This window comes from Caballeronia pedi, assembly GCF_001544915.2.
Lineage (GTDB): Bacteria > Pseudomonadota > Gammaproteobacteria > Burkholderiales > Burkholderiaceae > Caballeronia > Caballeronia pedi.
On the sequence record NZ_FCOE02000060.1, the window covers coordinates 23,375 to 34,618 of the forward strand.

The following is an 11,244-nucleotide window of genomic DNA, read 5'->3' on the forward strand; positions in this document are numbered from 1 at the left end:
TCCTCAGATCGTCGCGCCTTCGAGTTCGCTCATCATCTGCTGCATTTCGGCGCCGCCCGCCATCATGTCGAGCACTTCGTTCTTGCTGATGGTGTCCTTCGTGAACGTGCCCATCGAGCGGCCGCGATTGAGCAGCGTGAACGAATCGCCGATCGGATACGCGTGGTGCACGTTGTGCGTGATGAAGATCACCGAGATGCCTTTTTCGCGCGCCTTGTGGATCAGCTTCAGCACGTTGAAGCTCTGCTTCACGCCGAGCGCGGCAGTCGGTTCGTCGAGAATCAGCACGCGCGCGCCGAAGTGAATCGCGCGGGCGATCGCGAGGCATTGCTTCTCGCCGCCGGACATCGTGCCGATCGGTTGATGCGGATCGCGCACGTTGATGCCCATTTCAGCGAGCTTGGTGCGCGAGGTGACGGCCGCGAGGTCGAGGTCCATCACGCTGAAGAGACCGAAGCGCTTCTTCTGCGGCTCGCGGCCCATGAAGAAGTTGCGCGCGACCGACAGCAAGGGCACGAGCGCGAGATCCTGATACACGGTCGCAATGCCGAGATCGAGCGCTTCTTTCGGCGAGTCGAAATGCACCGGTTCGCCATCGACCAGATAGTCGCCGGAGGAGGGCGCATGCACGCCCGCCAGCGTCTTGATGAGCGTGGACTTGCCCGCGCCGTTGTCGCCGAGCAGACAATGCACTTCGCCGCGCTTCAACCGCAACGTGACGCCGTTCAGCGCGATCACCTTGCCGAAAAACTTGCTGACGTTTTCGAGCGCGAGGATGTTGTCGTCGTTCATGTCGGTTCTCCTCTTACTGAGCTTGCGAGACGCGGCGGCGCACGTAGTGGTTGAAGAGCACGGCGAGCAGCAGCATCACGCCGAGGAACACGCGGAACCAGTCCGAACTCACGTTGGTATAAGTGATGCCGATCTGCACGACGCCGAAGATCAGCGCGCCGAAGCACGCGCCGACCACCGATCCATAACCGCCCGTCAGCAAGGTGCCGCCGATGACCGCCGCGATGATCGCTTCGAATTCCTTTTGCAGGCCACGGTCGGCCGCGGCCGAACCGATATCGCACACTTGCAGCACGGCGAACAGGCACGAGCAGAACGCGGTCAGCACGAACAGCGAAATCTTCACGCGCTTGACCGGCACGCCGACGTTCTTCGCGGCGTTCGCATCGCCGCCGACGGCGAGAATCCAGTTGCCGTAGCGCGTCTTGGCGAGCACGAACGCGCAGATCGCTGCGAGCGCGAACCACCAGATCAGGACCTTCGGAATGCCCGGTACGAGCGGCTGGCCACTATCCAGCAATTTGCCGATGCCCATATGCGCGAGCCAGGTGAACAGGCCGTGGAACGCGACGCCATGAAAAAGCGTGTTGGCGATGGGATCGGCCTGCGCGAGATCGCCGACGCCGGAGATGATCGTGCGGTCCGCGAACATGATCGACAGCGCGAGCGTCAGGCCGCGCAGAATGAACAGGAACGCGAGCGTGACGATGAACGAGGGCAGGCGCGTCTTCATCACGAGATAGCCGTTCAGCGCGCCGAGCAACATCGACGTGCCGAAGGCGAACAGAATCGAGAGCGAGATCGGCCAGTGGAAGTAGACCGCGGGCAGCGCGACCATCATGCCCGCGAAGCCGATCATCGAGCCGATCGACAGATCGAACTCGCCCGCAATCATCAAAAGACACGCGCCGACCGCGAGCAGGCCGAGATAGGCGGCGACCTGCGACCAGTTCATCACGCCGTCGAGCGCGAACATGCCCGACGAACCGGCGCCGAAGCCGAACACGATAAACACGAGGACGGTGCCGGAAATCGCCGCAAATTCCGGGCGGTTCAGCAGATGGCCGAACCACGATTGCTTGCGTACGCGTTCATCCGAGGGCTTTGCCTGGTCAGGTGCCTCGGCGTTGTCCTGCTGAGGGTTCACGTGAGGAGGAAAGTGCTTGCCGGCTACGCCCATGATGGCTCCTTGAGGCTTGAATTCGATGCGGTACCGATGCGCGCGTCCCCGCCGCGTCCGCGAACGGACGCAGCAAGTGACGTGGGAGGCTGATAAAAGCGGGCGGCGCTAGCGTTGCCGCCCGAAGCAGGTCAGGCGGGGATCAACGATATTGACCCGCGTACTTCACGACCTTGTCGAGATTTTCTTTGGTGATGAAACCCGGGCCCGAACGGATGTTCTTCGGCCCATACGACGGCTGCAATCCATACGTCTCGAGGCGCGCCTTGAACTTTGGATTCGCTTCGAGGATCTGGCGGATCTTCGCGGGATCGGTCGTGTGCTCCTTCTTGACGACGGAAAGCACGGCCACCGGGATATAGCCTTGCAGATACGGCTGCTGGTCGATCGCGAACTTGATCGTGCCGTCCTTGATGGCCTTCGCGATATCGTCGGAGAAGTCGAAGGTCACGAAATAGAGCTTGTTTTGCAGGCCCATCTGCGTGACGGCCTTGATCGTCGCCGAGGCGGGCGTCGGTCCGAGCGTGAGGATCGCCTGCGTGTCCGGATGGTTGCGCAGATACGCCGAGACCTTCGACTGAATTTCCGTCGGGTCCTGACCGGAGTCGATGGTCGATGCCTTGTAGTCGATGCCGAGCGCATCGGCGAAGCCTTTGCAGCGATCGAACGACACCGTATTGGTCGCGATGTGGTTCACGCAGAGGAACGTCTTCACGCCCGCGGCCTTGGCCTTCTTGCCGGCCTCGTTGCCCGCGACATATTCCGGCTGTCCGACGTGCATGATCGCGCCCAGTTGCGCGCTTTGCTCTTCCGTGCCGGAGTTGATCGTCACGAGCGGAATCTTCTTCGCGGTGACTTTGTTGATCGAGCTCTTCAGCACGTCGAAGTCCGCGATGGTGGTGATGACGCCGTCGTAGTTGCGCGCGGCGGCCTGCTCGATCAGGCGCGACATGTCCGCGATATCCCCGTTGGGCGGATTGCGGTAATCGGTTTGCACGTTGAAGTCTTCGTCGGCCTGTTTGATGGCGTTCTTGATCACGTTCCACCACGAATCCGAATCGGGCGCGTGGCTGATCAGCACGAACTTCGCGTCGGGCGCCGCGTGCGCGGGGCTCGCCGTCATCAACGCCGCACTGCACAACGCAGCAGCAGCCACCAGCGCGCGCAGCGCGGCCCGACCGTTGCAAATGGTCATTGTCTCCACCTATCTCGGTTGTTGTTTGGTGTGATGTTTTCGCGAGCAGGCACCGTACGGGTCGTGGCGGTGCCGTGCTCAAGACCAAGATTAGGTCAGTTTTCGGCGGTCTGCAATAGAAATTTTATGTGTGCGACAAATGGAAAATACATTCCAATTTGCTTGCCGCGTTCCTATAATCGGTTCCACGGCGCTCGACATCGGAGCGCGCACTTTGAGCCACAGAAATGGATGAGACCAGCACCGAAGTCCAGAGCGTCGACGAACTGATGCAGCGGATCACCGACGCGTACGACTCGCTGCCGCGCCAGTTGAAGAGCGTCGCGACCTACATCGAGCAGCATCGCCAGAGCGTGATGATGGACCGCACGAGCGATATCGCGAGCGCGTGCGGCGTGCATGCGTCCGCCGTCGTGCGGTTCGCGCAGCGCTTCGGCTTCTCCGGCTTTTCGGACTTGCAGGCCGTCTTCAGGCAGGCGTACACGGGCGCCGGCGGCTCCCAGCAGAGCTATCAGCAGCGCATTCGCAAGCTCATCGACGAGAAGGCGGGCGAGGCGTCGGGCGTGTCGGTGGCGCGCGAGTTCATCGCCGCGAGCCGCACGGGTCTGGACGAGCTCGAAGCCGGTCTCGACGACGAGCAGTTCGATGCTGCCGTCGAGATGCTTTCGCAGGCCGAGAACATCTACGTAATCGGCGTGCGCCGTTCGTTCGCGGTGGCGAGCTACATCGTCTATGCATTGCAGCACACGAAGAAGCGCGTGCATCTGATTTCGGGCTTCGGCGGCATGTTCCGCGAGCAGGTCCGCAGCGTGAAGAAGGGGGACGTGGTGGTCGCGATCAGCTTCGCGCCCTACGGCAAGGAGACGCAGTATTGCGTGCGCGCCGCGCAGCATCATGGCGCGAAGACCCTCGTCATCACCGATAGCCAGCTTTCGCCGCTCGCGCGCCACGCGAGCGCGAGTCTGTTCGTGAAGGAGGGCAGCGCGTTCGCGTTCCGTTCGCTCACGAGCACCATTTGCCTGTGCCAGGCGTTGTTCATCGCGCTCGCGTACCGGCTCGAGTTGAATGTCGAGGAATCCAAGGAGACAGGTGGCTATGACGATTGATGTGGCGGTGTTCGGCGCAGGACGCATCGGCAAGATTCACGCGGCCAATCTCGCGCGGCAGCCGGGCGTGCGTTTGAAATATGTCGTCGATGTGAATCGCGACGCGGCTGCCGCGCTCGCGAAAGCGCATGGTGCGACCGTCGCCGATGTCGATGGCGCGATGGGCGATGCTTCCGTCGGCGCGACGGTCGTGTGTTCGAGCACGGACACGCATGCGGAGTTGATCCTGGCGTCGGCGGCGCAGAAGAAACATGTGTTCTGCGAGAAGCCGGTCGATCTGACGATCGAGCGCGCCCGCGCGTGTGCCGATGCCGTGGCGAAGGCCGGTGTCGTCTGCATGATCGGCTTTCAGCGCCGCTTCGATCCGACCTTTTCCGCGCTGAAGGCGCGCATCGACGCGGGCGAGATCGGCGATCCGGAAATGCTGATCGTCACGAGCCGCGATCCGGGCGCGCCGCCTGTCGAGTACATCAAACACTCGGGCGGCATCTTCAAGGACATGCTGATTCACGACTTCGATATCTTCCGCTGGATTCTCGACGACGAAGCCGACACGCTGCACGCGACCGGCAGTTGTCTCAGCGATCCCGCCATCGCCGATGCGGGCGACATCGATTCGACCGCCGTGACGATCCGCACGAAGCGCGGGCGCCTGTGTCAGATCAATACGGCGCGGCGCGCGGCGTATGGCTACGATCAGCGCTTCGAACTGCTCGGCAGCCTGGGCATGCTGCAGGCGGGCAACGTGCGGCCGACCGAAGTCACCGCGTATTCAGCGACGGCGGTGTCGAGCGACAAGCCCGAGGCGTTCTTTCTCGAACGCTATCGCGCGGCGTACGCGGCGGAAATCGCGCATTTCTTCGATGCGGTCACGACGGGCAAGCCGGTGCGCACCACGGTCGCGGACGGTTTGAAGGCGCTGGAGCTCGCCGAAGCCGCCACGCTGTCGTGGCGCGAGAAGCGCATCGTCAGTCTCGGAGGGAGCGCGGCATGAATCCGGTGCGCGTGGGTATCGTCGGGCTGGGAAGGCTCGGGCGGCGTCATGCCGAAAATCTCGCGTGGCATGTGCCGGGTGCGAAGCTCGTCGCGGCGTGCAGTCCGGTGTCGGAAGAGCGCGAGTGGGCGCGGGCGAAGTTTGCGGAACCGTCGATTCATCAGGATTACGATGCATTGCTCGCCGATCCTTCGGTGGATGCCGTATGGCTCGTCACGCCGACATCGCTGCACGCGAGTCAGATCATCGCGGCGTTGCGCGCGGGCAAGCACGTGTTCTGCGAGAAGCCGCTATCGCTCGATCTCGCAGAATGCGATGCCGTGATCGAAGCGCACGCGCGCCATCCGCATCTGCACGTGATGATCGGCTTCGTGCGCCGCTTCGACGCGAGCTATCGCGATGCGTTCGACAGCGTGACGAAGGGCGCGATCGGCAGGCCTTTCATGGTGCGCTCGCAGACTTGCGACAAGAACGATCCGGACGGCTTCTTCGTGCGTTTCGCGCCGACCTCGGGCGGGCTCTTTCTCGATTGCAGCGTGCACGACATCGATCTCGCGCGCTGGCTGCTTGGCAATCCGAAACCGAAGCGCGTGTACGCGAGCGGGACGATCGCGATTCACGAAGGCTTGCGCGAATGCAATGACATCGATAACGGCGTGGGCACCATCGAATTCGAGGATGGGCGGCTCGCGGTGCTCTACGCGTCGCGCACGATGGCGCACGGTCACGATACGCAGACGGAGGTGATCGGCACGGCGGGCGTGCTGTCGGTCGGGCGCAATCCGCGTGCGAATCGCGTCGAGATCGCCGATGCGCACGGCATGCGCAATGCGTGCACGCCGACATTCTTCGAGCGCTTCGAAGATGCGTTTCTGCGCGAGGCGCAGGCGTTCGTGGCGCTGCTCAGAGACGGGATGCCGACGGGGCTAACGCTTGCGGATGCAAGGGAAGCAACGCGCATCGGCATCGCGATGCGGCAGGCTTATGAGAGTGGGAGGGCGGTGGAGTTGTGACCACTGCGTTAAAATCGAACCTCACCGAGCGCACCCCCCACAGGCAAACGAAAGGTTCAATCGCGATGGAAGTTCACAAGGAAGTCGACGCGCGCGGGCTCAACTGCCCGCTGCCGATTCTGCGGGCAAAAAAGGCGCTCGCCGACATGACGAGCGGTCAGATTCTGAAGGTGCTCGCGACCGACCCAGGATCGCAGCGCGATTTCGCGGCCTTCGCCAAGCAGACCGGCAACGAGATCGTCGAAGTGACAACGCAGGACAAGACGTTCACTTTCCTGATGCGTCGACGTTGAATCCCGCACGCAGCGCCCAAAAGCGAAAATGCCCGTCACGCAGGTGACGGGCATTTTTTTCAGCCGTTTCGGCCAGTGACTCAGCCTTCGAGAATCGGCGCGCGGTTGCGCAGATATTCCTCGAAATCCGCCTTCACTTCCGGATGGCGCAGCGCGAATTCCACCGTCGCCTTCAGATAGCCCAGCTTGCTGCCGCAGTCGAAGCGCGTGCCGTGATACTTGTACGCGAGCACTTGCTCATCCGACAGCAGCGATTGAATCGCGTCCGTCAGTTGCAGTTCGCCGCCCGCGCCCGGCTTCAGCGCGCGGATGTGATCGAAGATGCGCGGCTTCAGCACATACCGGCCGACCACGCCCAGATTCGACGGCGCCACCGCCGGTTCCGGCTTCTCGACGATGCCCGCCAGCTTGAAGATGTTATCTTCCCACTCCTTGCCGTCGATGATGCCGTAGGACTTCGAATCCTCCGCCGGAATCTCTTCCACGCCGATCACCGAGCTGTGATAGTGGTCGAAGACTTCGATCATTTGCGTCATCACGGGCGGCTTGCCATACAGCAGGTCGTCCGCGAGGATCACGGCGAACGGGTTGTCGCCGACGAGCTTCTCCGCGCACAGCACCGCGTGGCCGAGACCGAGCGCTTCGGCCTGACGCACGTAGAAGCAATCCACATGGCTCGGCTTGATGCTGCGCACGAGTTCGAGCAGCTTGTCCTTGCCGCGCGCCTCGAGTTCCGCCTCGATCTCATAGGACTTGTCAAAATGGTCTTCGATCGCGCGCTTGCTGCGACCCGTCACGAAGATCATTTCGGTAATGCCGGCGGCCATCGCTTCCTCGACCGCGTATTGAATCAGCGGCTTGTCCACGACTGGCAGCATTTCCTTCGGGCTGGCCTTGGTCGCGGGAAGAAACCGCGTACCCAGACCGGCGACGGGGAAAACCGCTTTGGTAACTTTTAGCATGTGACCCTGATCCTCTTAAATCATTTAGAACGTCGAGACAAACGGAACGGATCGATGATTCGAACCTCCAATTCAAGCCGGCAGACGCAATAATTGGGCCTGCAGCTTCTCGATAGTGGTTCCGTATTCTGCCAGCCTTTTGCGCTCCTGTTCAACGACAGCGGCAGGCGCTTTTGCAACAAAGCTTTCATTGCCGAGCTTCGCGTTACATTTTGTGACTTCGGCGGTGAGGCGGTCCACTTCCTTCGTCAGCCGTTCGCGTTCCGCGGCGACATCGATCTCGACCTTCAGCACGAGCTTGTTCGTGCCGATGATCGCGACCGGCGCGCCATGCGCTTCCTTGTCGAGGGCGGCTTCGTCGTCGATGATCTTGACTTCGGACAGACGCGCGAGCGCGGCAACGTACGGTGCGAACGCGGTGAGGCGCGCCGCGTCGCCGTGCGCGAGCAACGGCACCTTCACCGCGGGCGACAGATTCATTTCGCCTCGCAGATTACGACATGCATCGATGACGGATTTCAGTTCGGCGGCCCACTGTTCGGCGGATTCGTCGATTTTTTTCGGCTCGGGGCGCGGGTAGGGCTGCGTCATGATCGACACGTCGCCTTCGTTCGCGCCCGCCGGGAACGCGTCGGTCAGCGGCGCGACCTTCTGCCACAACGCCTCGGTGATGAACGGAATGATCGGATGCGCGAGGCGCAGCACCGTTTCCAGCACGCGCAACAGCGTGCGGCGCGTCGCGGTCTGCTGCTCGGGCGTGCCGGTCTGGATCTGCACCTTCGCAAGTTCGAGATACCAGTCGCAGTACTCGTCCCAGACGAACTTGTAAATCGCGCTCGCGACGTTGTCGAAACGATAATCCGCGAAACCCTTCTCGACTTCCGCTTCCGTGCGCTGCAGAAGCGAGACGATCCAGCGGTCGGCCTGCGAGTAGTCCGTATAGCCGCCGGGCCCGCAATCTCCCGGCTTGCACGCGCCCGGATTCGCGAAACCGCAATCGTGGCCTTCGCAGTTCATCAGCACGAAACGCGTGGCGTTCCACAGCTTGTTGCAGAAGTTACGATAGCCCTCGCAGCGCGCGAGGTCGAAATTCACATTGCGGCCGAGCGTGGCCATCGACGCCATCGTGAAGCGCAGCGCGTCCGTGCCGAACGACGGAATGCCCTCGGGGAATTCCTTGCGCGTCTTCTTCTCGATCTGCGCGGCGGCTTTCGGGTTCATGAGGCCCGTCGTGCGCTTCGCGACGAGCGTTTCGAGGTCGATGCCATCGACGATATCGATCGGGTCGAGCGTGTTGCCCTTGCTCTTCGACATCTTCTGGCCTTCGGCGTCGCGCACGAGGCCATGCACATAGACGGTGTCGAAAGGCACCTTGCCGGTGAAATGCGTGGTCATCATCACCATTCTGGCGACCCAGAAGAAGATGATGTCGAAACCCGTCACGAGCACGGACGACGGCAGGAACGCCTGCAATTCCTTCGTCTCGTTAGGCCAGCCGAGCGACGAGAACGGCACCAGCGCGGACGAGAACCATGTGTCGAGGACGTCTTCGTCGCGGCGCAGCGCGCCTTTGTAGCCTTGGGCGTTCGCATCGGCGCGAGCTTCGTCTTCCGTCTTCGCGACGAAGATCTCGCCGTTCTCGCCGTACCACGCGGGAATCTGATGGCCCCACCACAACTGGCGCGAGATGCACCAGTCCTGGATATTTTCCAGCCACTGATAGTACGTGGTGGTCCAGTTCTCCGGCACGAACTTGATCTTGCCGCTGCGCACGACATCGAGCGAGGTTTCCGTGATCGACTTGCCCGGATTGAAGGTGCCTTCCGGCGCGGCCTTCGTCATTGCGACGAACCACTGGTCCGTGAGCATCGGCTCGATCACGACCTGTGTGCGGTCGCCGCGCGGCACCATCAGCTTGTGCGGCTTGACGGATTCGAGCAGGCCGAGCGCTTCGAGATCCTTCACCACCTGCTTGCGCGCATCGAAGCGGTCCATGCCGCGATACTTCTCGGGCGCGTTGTCGTTGATCTTCGCGTCGAGCGTGAGGATTTCGATCTGCGGCAGCTTGTGGCGCTGGCCGACTGCGTAGTCGTTGAAATCGTGCGCGGGCGTGACCTTCACGACGCCGGTGCCGAACTCGCGGTCCACATAGTCATCCGCGATGACCGGAATCTCGCGATCGCACAGCGGCAGCACCACCGTCTTGCCGATCAGATGCTGATAGCGCTCGTCTTCCGGATGCACCATCACGGCGACGTCGCCGAGCATGGTTTCGGGGCGCGTCGTCGCGACCGTCAGATGGCCCGAGCCGTCCGGCAGCGGATACTGGATATGCCACAGGCTGCCGCTTTCTTCCTCGCTCACCACTTCGAGATCCGACACGGCCGTGCCGAGCACCGGATCCCAGTTCACGAGGCGCTTGCCGCGGTAGATGAGCCCTTGCTTGTAGAGCGTCACGAACACGTCGCGCACGGCGGCCGACATCTTGTCGTCCATCGTGAAGTATTCGCGCGACCAGTCGATCGATGCGCCCAGACGCCGCACCTGATTCGTGATGGTCGAGCCGGACTGCTGCTTCCACGCCCACACGCGCTTCAGGAATTCCTCGCGGCCGAGATCGTGGCGCGAGACGCCTTGCGCATCGAGCTGGCGCTCGACGACGATCTGCGTCGCGATGCCCGCGTGGTCCGTGCCCGGCACCCACAGCGTGTTTTCACCGAGCATGCGGTGATAGCGCGTGAGGCCGTCCATGATGGTCTGGTTGAACGCGTGCCCCATGTGCAGCGTGCCGGTGACGTTCGGCGGCGGCAACTGGATGGAGAAATTCTTCGCGCCGTCCTGGAACGTGGGGGCGGACAGCCCGCGTTTTTCCCATTCCGGGCCCCATTGGGACTCGATGTTTTGAGGCTCGAAGCTCTTGGCAAGCGTGGATGTGGTCTCGCCCGGGATGTCATTCATTTTCGATCGGCTGGTGGATGCGAATAATCTTCAATTATAAGCGGCGTCGAGCGCACGCGATTTTTGATGAAACGGCTCCTCTGTTTCATGTAGCTCGCGTTTGCGCGTCCGCCGGCCGCGCATGCTTCGTCCGATCGCGATTCGTTTTGCGATGTGGCCGTGTCAGGGTTACAGCGGAGCTTGTCTCGGGGGCTATGAATATCTAATACATCGAAGGTACTTGGGCATGCTGCAATGAATCTGGGGCAGCGAGTCTTCGATCGCTCGCCTCGTCTTCTCTATTTTGATGGAGTGCAGCAACATGTCCACCCCCGTGAGCAACGCGACGTCGCCGGCCCGCGACGATTCTCAGGCTTCCAGCGCAGATGCAGGACAATCACATACCGTCCAAGGCTCGTCGTCTGGAACCAGCGAAGCGTCGTCCGGGCCAGCGCAAAGCGTTTCGTCATCGAACCGCGGCGCCGACAGTTCTACCTCCTCTGGCGCAACTGGCGATACGAACGCGACGGATGATTCCAAGGTAGGTCAGACGCCGCAAAGCGTCCCGACGGCGCTCGCGGTGCCGAGCGACGTGAACGATTCACGCGGCGCGAACGCCCCGGATCGAGCGAATAGCACGGGGCACGCCGCTACTGACACGTCGAGCGCGTCGAGCACGTCGAGCACGTCGAGCACGTCGAACACGCCGAACACGCCGAACACGCCGAACACGCCGAACACGCCGAACACGCCGAACACGCCGAACACGCCG

At 62.2% G+C, this 11,244-nt stretch carries 10 protein-coding genes; 4 read left to right on the forward strand and 6 right to left on the reverse strand.

Annotated features, from left to right (window positions below; genetic code table 11):
- Window positions 1-3 precede the first annotated feature (3 nt).
- From AWB80_RS39775 to AWB80_RS39785, 3 genes are all read right to left on the reverse strand, one after another.
- Window positions 4-792, reverse strand: coding sequence for an ATP-binding cassette domain-containing protein (locus tag AWB80_RS39775; protein WP_061180096.1), 789 nt, complete (start codon window positions 790-792; stop codon window positions 4-6).
- A gap of 13 nt (window positions 793-805) precedes the next feature.
- Window positions 806-1,972, reverse strand: a complete 1,167-nt coding sequence (locus tag AWB80_RS39780) for an ABC transporter permease (protein WP_061180097.1) — start codon at window positions 1,970-1,972, stop codon at window positions 806-808.
- Between the two features lie 142 nt (window positions 1,973-2,114).
- Window positions 2,115-3,167: a sugar ABC transporter substrate-binding protein gene (locus AWB80_RS39785; protein WP_061180098.1), complete on the reverse strand. Its 1,053-nt coding sequence runs from the start codon at window positions 3,165-3,167 to the stop codon at window positions 2,115-2,117.
- Between the two features lie 227 nt (window positions 3,168-3,394).
- Here AWB80_RS39785 and AWB80_RS39790 point away from each other — a divergent pair, with 227 nt between their 5' ends.
- The 4 genes from AWB80_RS39790 (at window position 3,395) to AWB80_RS39805 (ending at window position 6,573) form a co-directional block, all read left to right on the forward strand.
- A complete protein-coding gene (locus AWB80_RS39790) occupies window positions 3,395-4,273 on the forward strand; it encodes a MurR/RpiR family transcriptional regulator (RefSeq protein WP_061180099.1) in 879 nt (292 codons plus the stop codon).
- Window positions 4,263-5,267: an inositol 2-dehydrogenase gene (gene iolG, locus AWB80_RS39795; protein WP_061180100.1), complete on the forward strand. Its 1,005-nt coding sequence runs from the start codon at window positions 4,263-4,265 to the stop codon at window positions 5,265-5,267. Before AWB80_RS39790 ends, iolG begins: the two co-directional genes overlap by 11 nt.
- A complete protein-coding gene (locus AWB80_RS39800) occupies window positions 5,264-6,280 on the forward strand; it encodes a Gfo/Idh/MocA family oxidoreductase (RefSeq protein ID WP_061180101.1) in 1,017 nt (338 codons plus the stop codon). The genes iolG and AWB80_RS39800 overlap by 4 nt, the downstream gene beginning before the upstream one ends.
- A 65-nt stretch (window positions 6,281-6,345) precedes the next feature.
- On the forward strand, window positions 6,346-6,573 hold the full coding sequence (locus tag AWB80_RS39805) for a sulfurtransferase TusA family protein (protein ID WP_061180102.1): 228 nt from the start codon (window positions 6,346-6,348) through the stop codon (window positions 6,571-6,573).
- A gap of 80 nt (window positions 6,574-6,653) precedes the next feature.
- Here the strand turns inward: AWB80_RS39805 and galU are convergent, their stop codons facing one another.
- From galU to AWB80_RS44225, 3 genes are all read right to left on the reverse strand, one after another.
- Window positions 6,654-7,535, reverse strand: coding sequence for a UTP--glucose-1-phosphate uridylyltransferase GalU (galU, locus tag AWB80_RS39810; RefSeq protein WP_061180103.1), 882 nt, complete (start codon window positions 7,533-7,535; stop codon window positions 6,654-6,656).
- A gap of 72 nt (window positions 7,536-7,607) precedes the next feature.
- The gene (locus AWB80_RS39815; RefSeq protein ID WP_061180104.1) at window positions 7,608-10,493 is read right to left on the reverse strand and encodes a valine--tRNA ligase; all 2,886 of its coding nucleotides are present in this window, start codon (window positions 10,491-10,493) and stop codon (window positions 7,608-7,610) included.
- A 525-nt stretch (window positions 10,494-11,018) separates the two neighbouring features.
- Window positions 11,019-11,244, reverse strand: a 226-nt coding sequence (locus AWB80_RS44225) for a hypothetical protein (RefSeq protein ID WP_061180105.1), incomplete at its 5' end; no start/stop codon positions are given.

Coding starts and splice junctions, on each gene's coding strand:
- AWB80_RS39775 (WP_061180096.1), bottom strand. CDS start 792: ATGAACGACGACAACATCCTCGCGCTCGAAAACGTCAGCAAGTTTTTC.
- AWB80_RS39780 (WP_061180097.1), bottom strand. CDS start 1,972: ATGGGCGTAGCCGGCAAGCACTTTCCTCCTCACGTGAACCCTCAGCAG.
- AWB80_RS39785 (WP_061180098.1), bottom strand. CDS start 3,167: ATGACCATTTGCAACGGTCGGGCCGCGCTGCGCGCGCTGGTGGCTGCT.
- AWB80_RS39790 (WP_061180099.1), top strand. CDS start 3,395: ATGGATGAGACCAGCACCGAAGTCCAGAGCGTCGACGAACTGATGCAG.
- iolG (WP_061180100.1), top strand. CDS start 4,263: ATGACGATTGATGTGGCGGTGTTCGGCGCAGGACGCATCGGCAAGATT.
- AWB80_RS39800 (WP_061180101.1), top strand. CDS start 5,264: ATGAATCCGGTGCGCGTGGGTATCGTCGGGCTGGGAAGGCTCGGGCGG.
- AWB80_RS39805 (WP_061180102.1), top strand. CDS start 6,346: ATGGAAGTTCACAAGGAAGTCGACGCGCGCGGGCTCAACTGCCCGCTG.
- galU (WP_061180103.1), bottom strand. CDS start 7,535: ATGCTAAAAGTTACCAAAGCGGTTTTCCCCGTCGCCGGTCTGGGTACG.
- AWB80_RS39815 (WP_061180104.1), bottom strand. CDS start 10,493: ATGAATGACATCCCGGGCGAGACCACATCCACGCTTGCCAAGAGCTTC.